Source organism: Chryseobacterium sp. AG363, from assembly GCF_003610675.1.
GTDB lineage: Bacteria > Bacteroidota > Bacteroidia > Flavobacteriales > Weeksellaceae > Chryseobacterium > Chryseobacterium cucumeris.
This window is the reverse complement of the sequence record NZ_RAQF01000002.1, coordinates 539,973-555,383: the sequence shown is the minus strand read 5'-3', so window position 1 is coordinate 555,383 and position 15,411 is coordinate 539,973. Positions and strand designations below refer to the sequence as shown.

Annotated in this window: 15 protein-coding genes and 1 riboswitch; of the genes, 10 read left to right on the top strand and 5 right to left on the bottom strand. The window is 36.5% G+C overall.

The genetic code is table 11. From position 1 onward, the window contains the following. The gene (locus DEU39_RS02495) at window positions 1–612 is read left to right on the top strand and encodes a response regulator (RefSeq protein WP_062670379.1); all 612 of its coding nucleotides are present in this window, start codon (window positions 1–3) and stop codon (window positions 610–612) included. Window positions 613–743: 131 nt separating this feature from the next. Here the strand turns inward: DEU39_RS02495 and DEU39_RS02490 are convergent, their stop codons facing one another. Beyond that, window positions 744–1,589, bottom strand: coding sequence for a hypothetical protein (locus DEU39_RS02490; protein ID WP_062670381.1), 846 nt, complete (start codon window positions 1,587–1,589; stop codon window positions 744–746). A 271-nt stretch (window positions 1,590–1,860) separates the two neighbouring features. Between DEU39_RS02490 and DEU39_RS02485 the strand changes: the two genes are divergently transcribed. From DEU39_RS02485 to DEU39_RS02460, 6 genes are all read left to right on the top strand, one after another. Further along, window positions 1,861–2,817 (top strand): helix-turn-helix domain-containing protein, encoded by a 957-nt coding sequence (locus DEU39_RS02485; protein WP_120230824.1) that lies wholly within the window; start codon window positions 1,861–1,863, stop codon window positions 2,815–2,817. Window positions 2,818–2,932: 115 nt separating this feature from the next. Then, window positions 2,933–4,135: an MFS transporter gene (locus tag DEU39_RS02480; RefSeq protein ID WP_120230823.1), complete on the top strand. Its 1,203-nt coding sequence runs from the start codon at window positions 2,933–2,935 to the stop codon at window positions 4,133–4,135. A gap of 196 nt (window positions 4,136–4,331) precedes the next feature. Next, complete coding sequence (locus tag DEU39_RS02475; RefSeq protein ID WP_062670388.1) at window positions 4,332–4,745, top strand: hypothetical protein; 414 nt, start codon at window positions 4,332–4,334, stop codon at window positions 4,743–4,745. A gap of 129 nt (window positions 4,746–4,874) precedes the next feature. Next, window positions 4,875–5,477 (top strand): Crp/Fnr family transcriptional regulator, encoded by a 603-nt coding sequence (locus DEU39_RS02470; RefSeq protein ID WP_120230822.1) that lies wholly within the window; start codon window positions 4,875–4,877, stop codon window positions 5,475–5,477. Window positions 5,478–5,542: 65 nt separating this feature from the next. Continuing rightward, a complete protein-coding gene (locus DEU39_RS02465; protein WP_120230821.1) occupies window positions 5,543–6,163 on the top strand; it encodes a hypothetical protein in 621 nt (206 codons plus the stop codon). Window positions 6,164–6,176: 13 nt separating this feature from the next. Then, entirely contained in the window at window positions 6,177–6,578 is a 402-nt protein-coding gene (locus tag DEU39_RS02460; RefSeq protein WP_120230820.1) for a DoxX family protein, read from the top strand. Between the two features lie 79 nt (window positions 6,579–6,657). Here DEU39_RS02460 and DEU39_RS02455 read toward each other — a convergent pair whose 3' ends face one another. Next, window positions 6,658–7,293 (bottom strand): DUF1062 domain-containing protein, encoded by a 636-nt coding sequence (locus tag DEU39_RS02455; protein WP_120230819.1) that lies wholly within the window; start codon window positions 7,291–7,293, stop codon window positions 6,658–6,660. A 498-nt stretch (window positions 7,294–7,791) separates the two neighbouring features. Between DEU39_RS02455 and DEU39_RS02450 the strand changes: the two genes are divergently transcribed. Continuing rightward, window positions 7,792–9,207, top strand: a complete 1,416-nt coding sequence (locus tag DEU39_RS02450) for an aldehyde dehydrogenase family protein (RefSeq protein WP_120230818.1) — start codon at window positions 7,792–7,794, stop codon at window positions 9,205–9,207. A gap of 114 nt (window positions 9,208–9,321) precedes the next feature. Continuing rightward, window positions 9,322–10,119, top strand: a complete 798-nt coding sequence (locus tag DEU39_RS02445; RefSeq protein ID WP_120230817.1) for a helix-turn-helix domain-containing protein — start codon at window positions 9,322–9,324, stop codon at window positions 10,117–10,119. Between the two features lie 138 nt (window positions 10,120–10,257). Here DEU39_RS02445 and metE read toward each other — a convergent pair whose 3' ends face one another. Then, window positions 10,258–12,561, bottom strand: coding sequence for a 5-methyltetrahydropteroyltriglutamate--homocysteine S-methyltransferase (gene metE, locus DEU39_RS02440; protein WP_120230816.1), 2,304 nt, complete (start codon window positions 12,559–12,561; stop codon window positions 10,258–10,260). A gap of 178 nt (window positions 12,562–12,739) precedes the next feature. Further along, window positions 12,740–12,926, bottom strand: a riboswitch (cobalamin riboswitch). A 195-nt stretch (window positions 12,927–13,121) separates the two neighbouring features. On the opposite strand from metE, the gene DEU39_RS02435 reads away from it, so the two are divergent. Beyond that, the gene (locus DEU39_RS02435) at window positions 13,122–13,583 is read left to right on the top strand and encodes an Lrp/AsnC family transcriptional regulator (protein WP_120230815.1); all 462 of its coding nucleotides are present in this window, start codon (window positions 13,122–13,124) and stop codon (window positions 13,581–13,583) included. Window positions 13,584–13,606: 23 nt separating this feature from the next. On the opposite strand, the gene DEU39_RS02430 is transcribed toward DEU39_RS02435, so the two are convergent. Next, window positions 13,607–14,374 carry a LytR/AlgR family response regulator transcription factor gene (locus DEU39_RS02430; protein WP_120230814.1) on the bottom strand — a complete coding sequence of 256 codons (768 nt, stop codon included), beginning with the start codon at window positions 14,372–14,374 and terminating at the stop codon, window positions 13,607–13,609. 3 nt (window positions 14,375–14,377) lie between these two features. Next, the gene (locus DEU39_RS02425) at window positions 14,378–15,400 is read right to left on the bottom strand and encodes a sensor histidine kinase (protein WP_120230813.1); all 1,023 of its coding nucleotides are present in this window, start codon (window positions 15,398–15,400) and stop codon (window positions 14,378–14,380) included. Window positions 15,401–15,411: the final 11 nt, after the last annotated feature.

Here is a 15,411-nt window from a genome sequence, read left to right as displayed (position 1 = left end):
ATGAATGAAAAAATTTTAATTGCTGATGATCATTATGTAGTAAGAGCAGGAACCTGTCTGGTTCTTGAAACTGCTTATCCGGGTCTGAATATAGATTTTGCTGAAAATTATGACCAGGTGAAAAAGAAACTTGAAGATCAGCGGTATGACCTAATTATTTTAGACATTGATATGCCAGGAACCCAATATAAAAAAATGGTTCCGGAGCTTAAAGATATACAGAATGACCTTAAAATTCTCATATTCTCAGGATATGATAAAGATGTAGCCATCCAATATATCAGGGAAGGAGCTGAAGGCTATCTGAATAAACAAAGCAGTGAAGAGGAAATTAAAAATGCGGTGAAAACGGTCATTGAAAAGGGATATTTCTACCCTGCAGAGCTGATTGGTCTTATTATTCAAAACAAAAGAAATAATCCCGTAGAGAAGTTATCATCCAGGGAATACGAAATCTTCAAACTTCTGGCGGACGGTAATGGCAATCTGGAAATCGCCAACAGGCTCAATATTCAAATGTCTACAGTAAGCACTTATAAAAAAAGAATTTTTCAAAAGCTTAATGTTGGAAATATTGCTGAACTGATCAAAGTCTATGAAATGATGCATTAAAACGGGGCCGGAAATCCATAGTATTCCAACCCCAGAAAAAACACAAATCTCATGAGATTTTAACAGCTAACCCATTGATTTTTTATGCGTTATTTTTTATCATTGTATTTTTAGAATCATCTGTCGGTGTACTAGTACAGTCTCTGTACAGAGAGAAATAACTCCCTTGTATTATCAGAAGTATTGGAATCTGTGGTTGTAGCATCGCTGCTTCCTGTTGTAGATTTATTATCTACACGGAATGCATAATACACTCTGTACCATCTTGGCTCCGGTTCCTGTACTGTAATATCAAATGTTACCGTCTCATTATGGGTCTGGGTAAGATAAACACCATCATCAAATTGTCTGTAAGCTCCCGGTGATAATTTAATATTTCCATTATCAGAATCACCGGTATGGGTAGACATTTCCGAAACCCAGATTTTCACATCTGAAGTTCCTACATTGTAAAGTCTCGGATTAAAAGTGGTAGCCGCTCCCGTACCTGCTGAACTGCTGTTAAACTGGGCATCAAGTCTTAGAAAACCTCCCAAAACCGGAAGATCAGTAAGATAGGTACTGGCCAATGTATTGGCTCCCGAAGTACCTGCAGGAATGCTTCCGTGATAATAGATTAAATCTCCAATGGGAATATCATTATCTTGTCCCCCAAAAGCAAATTTCCAGGTAGTTCCGTTGAACATATAATAGCCGGCTTTATCTACTTTTGCTGTTTTTACAGAAGGAACAGTTACAGCCTGTGTTACATACACCAAAGCTCCAGTCTGAGCTGCCAGATAAACATTATCTTTAGCTCTTAACTGATCTCCTGTCATTCGGGGAGCCATCACTCCGTCAGCAGCAGTAGCCACATCGGGCTTTCCTTCTACATGCAAAGTTACTTTAGGGGAATCTGTATTGATCCCAACCTGGGAAAATGCCGCTATTGAAAAACACATCATAATGCTGGCAAGAGGTAATTTTATTTTTTTCATTTTAGTATATTTGTTTAAAAATTATTTGATTTATTTAAAAATTGAATAAATCGTTTAGGGTTAATTGAAAGATCATCAATCAGCCTTTGTTGAGCTAGCTGGTGCAAAGTTATCCGGACTGACAAATCAAATCCATGAATAATCAATGAAAAACAGGAAACAGCTCATAAAACACAAATTTCTAATAACCAGAAAGTTAAACCAGTCATTTTCTGAAATCTGACTGTTAAGAGAAAATATTGGAATGATTTAAAATTACCTTCTGCCACAAATGACCACCGAAAAAGACATAAAAATTGAACAGTACAAAAGACAGCTGGTGTATTATTATAATATTCTGATGTCTGTTATTCTTGCTCTATTTGGTTTAATATTTACTTTTATTATTCCCGATAAAATAATGGCCTGGTATCTTTTCGGAGGACTTTTTTTAATGGTCTATACATATCTGATTGTACGCAAATCCTACTCGGTGAATGTCATGGTGCATTCCTACATTATTATTGCGACACTTTATAATTTTTACATTATGCTGGCTTTCTGGAACAATTCTATAGCGAGTTTTGTCTGGCTTATTCCGATTCCGCTGGCAGCCTATGTTTTCTTTCAAAGAAAGTATGTTTTTATTTACAGCATGTATGTTTTGCTGAATATTATAGCGGGATACCTTATTTCTAAATCTTTCAGCTTTAAATTCCCGATACACCAACCAGAAGATGTAAGAATTACCGATACCATCCTTATGATTTCCAATGTAGCAGTCATTGCACTCCTGCTCTATTTTAAGGATAAAATAAAACGGGTTGAAATTTACCATGAAATTGAGGAGAAAGCCCAGAGTACAGCAATACAGCCGGTTCCTACAGCAGACAAAGCTCCTTTTGCGGATGAACTGTTTGAAAAAATTGAATCAGTGATGAGAGAGAAACAGCTGTATAAAGATGTTAATTTTAATATTTCAAAGCTTTCTACAGAAATGGATATTAACAGCAGTTATATCTCAAAATCAATTCGTACAAAAGGATATCCCAACTTCAATAATTACCTGAATATGCACAGAATTGAGTGTGTAAAAAGATTACTTCATGAAAATGACATTGAAAAAGTAACCCTTATGTATATTTACACAGAAGCAGGATTTTCTAATCAGTCTACCTTCAACAGAGTTTTCAAACAGATGGAAAATATTACTCCTTCAGAGTACATCAACAGTCTGCAGCTTCATTGATTTGTTTCGCCAATCAATATCATTGAGATAATGATTTTTAAATTCGGAAAATAATCAGGAAATTTACATCACTTAATTTTTCCATCAAACCACTGCATTTTAATGCAAAAAAATCATGAATTCATCTGAAAAAGCACTTCAGGGAAGCTCACGTTTCCGATATATAAAACTTTGTATTTTCTTTTCAGGACTTTCGGTTTTTGCACAGCTTTATCTTTTCCAGCCGATGCTGCCTATGGTTGCAGAGCAGTTCGGAGTGTCTGTAGGTGATACTTCCCTGCTGGTTTCATCATCCACAATAGGTATGGCATTGGGATTACTGTTTTTTGCTTTTAAAGCAGACAGCTATTCCAGAAAAAGTCTTATGGTTTTTTCGCTGATTTCATCTGCCATTCTGACTATTATTTCTACCTGGATTCCAAGTTTAAGTCTGCTCATTGCTATCGGAATATTGAAAGGATTTGTTGTTTCAGGCGTCTCAGCAGTTGCCCTTGCCTACCTTACAGAAGAAGTGGATGCTCTGGCAGTACCTGCAGCCATCAGTATGTATCTTAGCGGAAATACAATAGGTGGAATGAGCGGAAGGATAATGGCGACTCTTTTTGCAGGGGAATTCGGATGGCGTAATGCCGTTCTTCTGATCGGTATAGAAAGTTTTATTCTTGGTGCCGTATTCTGGAAACTGTTTCCGGAATCAAAATTTTTCAATTCTCAGAAAACAGATTATCATCTTAAGGTAAAACAGATGAAATTTTTCCTTACGAATCCTTACATGCTCCGTTTATATTGTACTGCAGCATTATTAATGGGTGTTTTCGTGAGTGTTTATAATTACCTGACATTCAGACTAGAGGCTAAACCATTTTCATTAAGCCACTTTATCATTGCTTTTATCTTTCTGATGTATATTTTTGGCGTCTTTGGAACGATGATCGTAGGCCGTCTTTCAAGGAGGTTTCCCATGAATAATATCCTTAAAGCATCCATTCTGACTATGATTATCGGAGCTGCTTTATTGCTGTCTGAAAACATTTATATCCTTATTTTCGGACTCGGGCTTTTCACCCTATCATTCTTCGCTGCTCATACTATGGCCAGCCAGATGACCGCACTGTATGCCAAACGAGGAAAATCTTCTGCTACTTCTATTTACTGGCTTTTTTATTATTTTGGTTCAAGTATTCTGGGAAGTGGTACCGGCTACCTGCTTCATGCTTATTCCTGGAATGTTTTTATAGGAGTTCTTATGATAAGTGTTATAACCGCTCTTCTTCTTACCACTATTAATACCAATCCAAAAGCGGGAATAAAAAACTAATACCACATAGATACCACATCCAATATTTCATGATTATGGGAAAATTCACGTATAATGTACTATTTTAACGTATTATTAATTTTTTATATCAAAAATTTAACCTAATATCCTTCAAAACAAGATTTAACAATGCAATGTCGGGCATACTATTTGCTATTTTACTAAAGACCATATCACCATTTAAAATCAAAATATTATGAACGTAGCAGATCTAAAAATCAAGAACTTGGTTGAGTATAAAAATCAGATTTATACCATTGCTGAGATCTTTCAAAATGTCGAACAGGCTTATTTTGTTAAAATTGAAAATGATATTCAAAGTATTTCGGTCCCGGCAGCATCCATTAAACCGATTAAAATAACGGAAGAATGGCTTGAAAAGCTCGGCTTTTCACGAACAGACAGTTCAGATCAGAGTATACGGTATGAAAGACCGGAAGCTTTTATAAAATATGATATAGACCTGAGTTCCAGAAAAATACTGGAAGGGCTGAAAATATACGGGAACGCCATAAAGTGTAAATATATCCATGAGTTTCAGAATATTTTCTCAAGCTTATTCGGAAAGGAAACTGTTTTACATTATGGTTATTTGAAAACAGAATCGTAGTTAAATAGTTCTTAGTTGAGGAAGACCACAATTTACATGATAAATTGTGGTCTTCTTATGTATAATCGTTTCATCTTACTTCCGTAATTTAATATTTGCGTAAATTTGTGCCTATACGTACAAAATCTAATGATAGATACAGATACAATAGTTTCACAACTCATAGAACACTTTAGAGAAATTGTCTCTTTAAAAGATAATGATATTGACTGTATTAGTTCCAAATTAGAAATTATACAACTTAAAAAGAAAGATTATCTGCTTCGCGAAGGACAGGTTTCCAGACATATGCGTTTCATTGCACAAGGAAGTCTCTATGCGTACCACATTGATGAAAAAGGAAAAGAAAATACCACTCAGCTGGGCATTGAAAACTGGTGGGTGAATGATCTTTACAGCTATCTGAGTGAGCTACCTTCAAGAATGTTTATTCAGGCTAATGAAGATACCACCATCATCCAGATCAGTAAAAATAATCTGGAATTATTGTACAAAGAAGTTCCGGCTGTCTCAGAATTCTGGCGCCTGAAAATGCAATCTGCCTATGTTACTTTACAGGAAAGAACCTTTGAACATTCCCGCGTTGATGCTTATACCAAATACCGCACATTTGTCACTACTTACCGTAATATCGAACAGCGTTTTCCTCAATACATGATCGCTTCCTACCTCGGAATCACCGTTGAATACCTCAGCTATCTGAGAAAAAAACACCTGTCAGACGTTTCTTAAGATTTCTTAAGTTTATTCCGTTCCGGCCTGAATAATTTTGCTCACAGAAATTTAATGAGTGAAATATGAAGGCAAAAATTATCGCTATAACAGCTCTTGCATCAGCTTCCCTGAGCCTGAATGCACAGCAGCTTTCCTATACCCCGGATCTTGTTTTAGGACATCGCTCCTATACTTATATGCACAATATCAATTATCAGCTGAATGAACGGTTGAAACTGAACAATCTTACCCTATTTGATACAGAATATACCAAAGATAAAGAAAACATATTCTTCATCAGAAATACCCTCTCGTATAATCTTACCAAAAGACTAAGTGCCAATGCGGCATTGGGAATGAAAAATCCCGGCGCATTTTTCAGTATTTACCTGCAATATAAAATCATCCAGTCCTCCTATTCACTTTCCTACTCTATAGGAACTACGTATCAGAAAGGATTTTCTCTTGAACAGTCTGTATCATTTGAATACACCCCATATCTTACAGAAAATTTCAAAGGATACTTCAGTGTACTCGCTATTGGGAATCTTGATGACAGCGGATACCCCAGAGGGTTACAGTTTGTCAGATTAGGAGTAAAACAGAATAAAATGATGTACGGGCTGGCTTCCAATTTCGACCAGTTTAATAACGGAAAAAAGACCCTGGAAAATATCGGGGCATTTGTAAAATATAACTTTTAAATAATGATAAGAAATGAAAAAGAACATTGATTTAGGATTACTGATCACCAGAATAGCAATCGGATTTCCCATGTCTGTTTATGGAATCAGTAAGTTGATTCACGGAATTGGGTTTATTGAGGACATGATGATCATGTACGGCTTACCATCATTCTTTGCCTATGGTGTATTTGTGGGAGAAATTATAGCTCCTGTACTGTTGATCTTAGGATTCCGGGCCCGTCTGGCAGGATTAATCTTTGCTGCCAATTGCTTCACGGCTACCCTACTGGCGCAAACAGCCAATATTTTCAAGCTTAATGACTTTGGAGGCTGGGCGTTGGAACTGCTTGTCATCTATATGCTTGTAAGCTTAAGCTTTTTCTTTACCGGCGCAGGAAAATATGCAGTTTCAACCCAAAATAAATGGGATTAATCCCAATGAAATACATAAAGTGAACTCAATAAAAAGCCTCCCGATCAACAACCGGAAGGCTTTTATAATGATTGATCATTTACTGTGTTGAGAAAAAATTTTCTTTTCCGATAAGATAAATATTGATCAGCTCCTGCCTGTTGATATCAACAATATCTCCATTCTTGAACTTATATTTCTTTTGAAGAGGCTTCTCATTAAAGTAAACCTTACCTGAAGCAAGCAAGAGGTTCAGTTTAGATGATGAAAGCCCTAAACAGATTCGCATGACTGTTGAGACTCTCATATTAAAATCAAAAGAAGACTGTATTTGAAAAGAAATGAACTCATCTTCCCTATTCATAAGATCTTCTACGGGAAGATTGGGGTACAGAATTTCATATTCCACACTGTCCCAGTCGGCTTCCAGATTATTTTTTCTTCTCATTTCCTGTGAGAAAGCGTATTGCCAGGCAGTTTCCACATTGTTTTCTGAGAATTTACGGAATATTTCTTTACTGATTGATTCTGTTCTGATTCTTGAAAATACGGTCATATTATAGGTATTGCTGCATTTTACACACCGGTAAATCAGCCATATATCAATATTCTTTTTCTGGGCATTCAGTCTGAATTTATCACTGCATTGAAATCTGTCGCTGTTACATTGATTGCATTTCTTTTTGAGTAAGGGAGTATTTTTCGCTTTTACCTCCCAGATATATTGGGTATTCATTACTTATAATCGTGCTTAATATTCTTTTTGGATTTTTTCCATATTATTCACGCATTACAGAAAGGTATACCTCTGTAGTATAATTCAAAGATGAGGTAAGCTATAGTTTCTCTATGTAGTAAAGTTTTGATCAATAGCATTGGTCAAAGCCGGAATAGCAGAGATAAAGTCACCTTTAACAGTGAATACGATAAATAATATGATGAAATAAAAACCTGTTCGGGCAGAATTACCCAAACGAAAGAACGATCAGCCTGTGGTTACTGAGACTGATACTAAGCGAAAATAAGTTTAAGAGTTGTTCTCAAAACGTTTTATTTACTTGGTTATGATAAAAGTAGTCAATTTTATCGAAGAACAGAGCATTTTTCACAGGTAAATTCAAAAAACCAAATGGACAATCTCTAAAATGGACCATACAACAAAGAAAAATTGAACTTTACAACAAACCCGTCTTTTCCGTTTCTGCCGAACTTTGTGGTATTAAAATCATCAAAAATGAATCAGATTAATAAAATTTACATCAATGGCGAATTTGTTACGCCACGAGGAACAGAAACTTTTGATCTTATCAATCCCGTTACCAACCAAAAAACCGGAGAAGTGGTTCTTGGAAATGAAGAAGATACCAGAATGGCCATTGCAGCAGCAAAGAAAGCTTTTTCAACTTTTTCAAAAACAACAAAGGAAGAAAGGATTCATTTTCTCAGAAAACTGCATGAAGCTGTAAGCAAAAGAGAAGATGAGTTGGTTGCTGTTATGGTGAATGAATATGGAGGAACTTTACAGTTCAGCAGAATGAGTGTCCAAAATGCAATCTCTGCCTTTACAGCTACGATCAATACTTTAGAATCTTATGATTTCGAAAGAACGGTAGGACATTCCAAAGTACGTTTTGAATCTTTAGGTGTAGTTGGAATCATTACCCCATGGAATGCCAGCAACAGCTTTATCTGTAATAAACTGGCCACTGCCATCGCTGCAGGATGTACAGCTGTGATCAAACCCAGTGAAATGAGTGCGGCACAAACCCAGCTGCTTACCGAATGTTTTCATGAAGCAGGTTTACCGGAAGGAGTTTTCAACATCGTTAACGGATTAGGAAATGTAGTGGGAAATGAAATTACCCAGCATCCTGATATCGCTAAAATATCTTTCACAGGATCTACATTAACGGGAAAAGCGATTGCTAAAGGAGCTGTAGATACGATGAAAAGAGTAACCTTAGAACTTGGAGGGAAGTCTCCTAATATTATCCTGGAAGATGCCGATTTTGAAAAAGCAATTCCTACGGCCGTTTTCGGGGCTTATATGAACAATGGCCAGGCTTGCATCGCCCCTACCCGATTGCTGGTTCCTCAAAACAGGCTGGAGGAGGTAAATGAACTTGCTAAAAAAGCCGCAGGACAAGTAAAAGTAGGAAATCCTGACGAAGAAGACACTCTTGTAGGCCCAATGGTGAGTGTAAAACAATTTGAAAGAGTACAAAGTTATATCCGTCTGGGACAGGAAGAAGGAGCCGTTCTGCTTGCAGGTGGTGAAGGAAAACCGAAAGGTCTTGAAAGCGGTAATTTTGTAAAAGCGACCATCTTTACCAATGTCCGTAATGATATGCGTATTGCGCAAGAGGAAATTTTCGGACCTGTACTGTCTATTATTCCTTATGCCAATGAAGAGGAAGCCATTGCTATTGCCAATGATACTACATATGGTCTTGCAGCTTATATCAGTTCTGCCAACCAAGAACATGCAGAACGTGTAGCCGTACAGATTGATGCCGGAAGAATCTGCATTAATGGGTTTGCCCACGATCCTTATGCACCTTTCGGAGGTTTCAAACAAAGCGGTATCGGACGTGAGTTTGGTGTATTCGGACTGGAAGCTTACCTGGAACCCAAAACGATTCTGGCTTAATATGATCTTCTTCACAGCAAAATATCTCGGGATTACTTTGCTGTGGAGATTCTATGATCCTGAAAAGTTTTGTAAGTTTGAATAAGAATTGATCAAGAAATAACTTTTTGAGCTATGAGCGAAAATAATATTCCTTTTCCCATCAATTACTCCTGTCATTTTTCAGAATTCAGGGAAGGAGAACAGTTTGCACGGATTCACAGCCTCGGCCTGGTGCTCTCCGGGGAAATGGAACTTAATGATGGCATCACAAAAACGACATTTAAAGAAGGAGAACTCTATTCTGCAAGGAAAAACAGTTTATTGAAATTCGCAAAATATCCACCCAAAAACGGGGAAATCAGAACCATATCCATCTATTTTGACGATGCCATGCTTCATGACTTCAGCCGTGAGTATGGATATCAGGCAGAAAAAAAGGACAATGTCCAGGCCTATATAAAACCGGAGCAAAAGGCATTACATTCTTTTATGTACTCATTATTACCGTATGAAGATCTTCCTGCTTCTGAAGAAATACTGAAGCTTAAACAAAAAGAAGCTCTCCTCTTACTGTTGAATTACGATCCCGGCCTTAAGGATATTTTGTTTGATTTTTCCGAACCCTATAAAATAGATATTGAATCTTTTATGAATAAAAACTTTCATTTCAATGTCAATGTAGAGCGTTTTGCTTATTTAACAGGGAGAAGTCTGTCTGCATTTAAAAGGGATTTTCAAAAGATATTCGGAATTCCGCCAAGACAGTGGCTGCAGCTTCGGAGATTAAAGGAAGCCCATTTTCTGCTTACCCAAAAAGGAAGATCAGTTTCTGATATTTATCTGGATCTTGGGTTTGAAAATCTATCGCATTTCTCGTTTGCGTTTAAAAAACAGTTTGGCTATCCGCCAAGTGCTTTACAGGCAAAATAGTTCAGAAACACATGTTTATTATAAAACACAATAGTAAAACTTTACTTCAACAACATTTCACCGGATTACCATAATAAATCGTGCCATGAATATCATGGCACGATCTGAATAATTGAATCTAATTATTTCTAAAGTTTTTTAAAGTGCATATTCTATTGAAGCTTCTTTAGCAGCGGCAACCATTGCAATTAAAGCTTTTTCAGTTTCTTCCCAATGTCTTGTCTTCAGTCCACAATCAGGGTTTACCCAAAGTTGGTTGGCAGGAATGACATTCTGAGCCTTTCTCAGCAATTCAATCATTTCTTCTTTTGAAGGAACTCTTGGTGAGTGAATATCGTATACTCCAGGACCAATTTCATTCGGATATTTGAAATCGGCGAAAGCATTCAGCAGCTCCATCTGAGAACGTGAACATTCTATGGTAATGACATCTGCATCCATATCGGCAATGTTTTCAATAATATCATTGAACTCAGAATAACACATGTGAGTGTGAATTTGGGTAGCATCTTCCACTCCGCTTGCTGAAATTCTGAAAGCTTCCACTGCCCATTTCAGATAATTCTGCCAGTCTGTTTTTCTTAATGGTAGTCCTTCTCTGATGGCAGGTTCATCAATCTGAATAATTCTGATTCCTGCTTTTTCCAGGTCCACTACCTCATCACGAATTGCCAAAGCAATCTGCTTACAAGTTTCTGAACGAGGCTGATCATCACGTACAAAAGACCACTGTAAAATCGTAACCGGACCTGTCAACATACCTTTTACCCATTTTTCAGTCTGAGATTGGGCATATTGAGACCAATACACCGTCATCGGAGTCGGGCGGGAAACATCACCGAAAATCACAGGAGGTTTCACACAACGGCTTCCGTAGCTTTGTACCCAACCGTTTTTAGTGAATACAAATCCTTCCAACTGTTCCCCGAAATATTCCACCATGTCGTTTCGTTCAAATTCTCCATGAACCAATACATCAATTCCGATGTCTTCCTGCCAGCGGATTGTTCTCTGCGTTTCCTGTTTCAATAAGGTATCATATTGTTCTGCAGTAAGCTCTCCTTTTTTAAATTTTGCTCTCCAGCTTCTTACTTCTGTGGTTTGAGGGAATGATCCGATTGTAGTGGTTGGAAATAATGGTAGCTGCAATACTTCCTGCTGTTCTTCTTTACGGATTTTGAAAGTATTTATTCTCTGAGCATCTTTTTCAGTAACTGAATTCACTCTCTGTTTTACCTGATCATTATGGATAAGAGAAGAAGTTCTTCTGCTTTCAATGGCTCTTTTATTTTCTTCAAATGCTTCAAGAACCTGTTCATTTTCCGTTCCGGATGCCAGTTGTTTAAGCGTTACGACTTCCTTTACTTTTTGTTTAGCAAAAGCCAGCCAGTTTTTAATTTCAGGATTAAGATTAGTTTCAAAATCAAGGTCACAAGGTGAATGAAGCAATGAACATGATGGTGCAATCAGAATTCTTTCAGATCCTAATTTCTCAACAGCTTTTCTGATGAAAGACAATGATTTTTCGTAATCATTTTTCCAGATATTTCTACCGTCGGTTACTCCTAATGAAAGGCTTAAGCTTTCCGGAATAACATTCAGAATATCATCTAACTGTTCAGGATTTCTCACCAGATCAATATGCAATGTATTCACCGGAAGGGAAACAGCAATTGATGCATTATCTTTTAATCCGTCAAAATAAGTGGCAACGATAAATTTCAGTTTCGGAAAACGTTTTCTGATTTCGGCATACACAGAAAGATACGTTTCTTTGGCTTTTTCTGTTAAATCCAACGCCAGAAAAGGTTCATCAAACTGAATCCATTCCGCACCCTGGTCTTGAAGTTTGGTTAAAATCTCTGTATAGACTGGAAGAAGATTTCCAGCCAGATCCAATTTATCGAAGCCTTCTTCTTTTTCTTTTCCTAATAACAGATAAGAAACCAGTCCGATAATCACCGGTTTTGCATTGATTCCCGCTTGTTTTGCTCCGGCAAATTCATTGAAAATCTTATCTGAGCTCAGTTTAAACTGTTGATTTTTATAAAATTCCGGAACGATATAGTGATAGTTGGTATCGAACCACTTGGTCATTTCCATGGCAGTGATATCCAATCCGTCTTTCTGATATCCTCTTGCCATTGCAAAATAAAGATCCAATTCAGTATTATTCTTTTTAAGCACCACTTCATGGTAACGTGTTGGAATGGCTCCTACTACAAGGCTCATATCCAACACCTGATCATAGTATGAAAAATCATTACACGGGATAAGGTCTATCCCTGCTTCTTTCTGGATATTCCAGTTTTGGTTACAGATAGTTCTTCCGGTATTCAGAAGTTCTTCCAAAAGGATTTTACCTGACCAATACTGTTCGCAGGCTTTTTTGAGTTCTCTTTTGCTACCAATACGCGGATAGCCAAGGATGTGAGTTTGCATTTTTTAAAACTTTTTAATTAAACTTATTGGGAAAGTTCTTTAAAAGGCTTCGTAATGTTTTATCGGAAGAAGTTTCAGGAAAGTCATGACATAGCAGACAGCGTAATTTCCTTTACAAAAGAAAATACCCGAATCCGATATATCATCTGTATGACCCCAAAGCTTCAGACCGCGAAAGCATTGTCAATTCAGTAAAGGCAGGTCTCCTGACTTGTAACAGTTTCCGTCATCCTTCCCGCTTTTGGCAGTGGATCTGCAAGGACAGAAACCTTTGGTGTGTTACTTACAGTTGCGCGACAGCTCGTGATTTGCACACGATTCCCTATTAATCTACGTTAAGTAAAACCTTTTCTGTTTGATGAAGTATCTGTAAAGAACTGTACTTTTACCTTTAACTATGGTCATCAGTAAAAGTTTTTAATTTTGTGTAAAATTAGCAATACAGAATAAAAATACAATTATTATCAAATAATTAAGCAAATTAAACTTTTAAAAACAAAAATAAAAGCATAAAATTCTGTACATTTGAATGTTTTAATCATTTAAAAGAATAATATTCTGTGGAACAATTCGATGATAAGGACTTACAGCTGCTAAGGCTGCTCCAGAAAAATGCTAAACTCACCGTTAAGGAACTTGCGAAAGAGGTAAATCTTTCTACCTCACCTGTTTTTGAAAGGGTAAAAAGGCTTGAACAGGAAGGTTTTGTTAAAAGATATGCGGCCGTTCTTGATGCCGAAAAACTGAATCGCGGATTTACGGTTTTCTGCCAGATCAAGCTCAAAATTCACGACAGATCGGTAGGTTATGATTTTGTAAAGGAGATTTTAGAAATCGAAGAAGTTGCCGAATGTTACAATATTTCCGGGGATTTTGATTTCCTTCTGAAAGTTCAGGTACGGGATATGAAGCATTATCAGGATTTTGTATTCAATAAGCTTGGATCTGTGGATTCCATAGGGAGTACCCACAGTACGTTTGTGATGGCTGAGGTAAAGAATAACCATGGGCTGACTATTTAATGGAATAAAACCGGAAAACCTATTTATTCTTCAATCCATTTTCTGAACGAGGAAGTATTGCTTTGGCTTGTGACAAGATGATCTTTCTGCCCTTTTATCTGAACGGAAAGTGTATTTTTATTGTATCGCTCTATTCTTTCAATATGATGTTTCTGAACAAGCTCACTACGGTTGATCCTGAAAAAATCAGAAGGATTTAACTGCATTTCAATTTCTTTTAAAGTAGATTCATTCAACAGATGTTTTTTTCCTGCTGTATCAAAAGCAAAAACAACTCCTTCTTCTGCTCCAAAGAAAGAGATCTCTTCCGTATTGATAAAATAAAGCCCCTGATGTGAACTGACAGTGAATCTTTTCTTATAATTTTTCTGTGTATTGTTGTTGTTCAGCATTTGCTGAAGTTTTGCCAAAACATCTTGTGGTTCTGAATGAGTTTTTCCTAATAAAAGAAATTTATCCCATGCTTTTTGGAAACGGCTCTGTGAAAAAGGTTTTAATAAATATTCAATTCCGTTGCTTTCAAAGGCATTCATCCAGAACTGATCATACGCTGTGGTGAAAATAACCGGACATGAAATATTCACCTGATCATAGATTTCAAAAGCATTCCCATCCAATAGTTCAATATCGGAAAAGATCAGATCAACAGATGAATTTTTTAAGAAAACAATAGCCTTTTCTACGGTATCAATTTCCGCAACAATTTCAATAGGAGTTTCCAGTCCGCTGATGAAACGTTTTAATTTGTTTCTTGCAGGAATTTCGTCTTCGATGATTACTACTTTTATCATATTTTATGCTGGAATTATAGGAATGGTAACTGAAAATTGAGTTTCTGTTTTTAAAATATTTACCTGCTGATCTGTTAAAAGTTGATATTGTTCCTTAAGATTATTTAATCCTCTTCCTGATGTCTTTTTACGGTTTCTTTTAGGGATTACATTACTCGAAACGGTTATTGTCTTGTCTATTTTTAGTGTGATCTGGACAGGTTTATCAATAGTACCAAGGTTATGTTGAACCGCATTCTCAAGTAACAATTGTAATGAAAGCGGGATGATATAGCCTGATAATTTAACAGAATTGATTGTTAATAAATAAGCATTTCCGTATTTGTATTGTATCAGGTTAAAATATTTCTGTGCAAAAGCCAGTTCTTCTTCCACGGACACTATTTTTTTATCGGAAACATCTAAAACATACCGGTATATTTCTGCAAATTCATTCAGAAAATCTGAAGCCTTGTGCTTGTCTTCTTCTATTAACTGATCCAGAATATTGAGATTATTAAATAAAAAATGAGGATTAAGCTGGGTTTTCAGTTGATTAATTTTACTTTCAGACAGGGCATGATCATATAGAGCCAATTGTTTCTGATTTTCTGTATTTTTTTTGTAGTAACGGTACGCCAGAAAAAAACTTCCATAGATAAAGCCTCCTATCAAATCTGAAAAAGTAGAAAGAATAACAACTTGCTGATTAAAATTTTTCTCAACTTTCCCAAAAATAAGAGCAATCACAAAGCCTATTATTTTCATCACCAAAAGATAGGTTAGCAATGAAAAACTGAATATTTTCAGGATTTCGGCTATACTGAACGTTGATGATTTCTGCCAGTTTTTAATGAAAAAATCAATGACAAAAAACAGAATACAGGAACTGATGAGTGTAACAACAGCCGCTTCCGGAGTGAAAATATACCAATCCAGTGTTCGTCTTATTCCTATACGGGTATGGATAGACTGTACATAGGCAAACAAAAGGATAAACAGCAGGAAGTATCTGTTTTGATTAATCTTTTTTAAAAGGGTTTTCATTGGTTTTATGA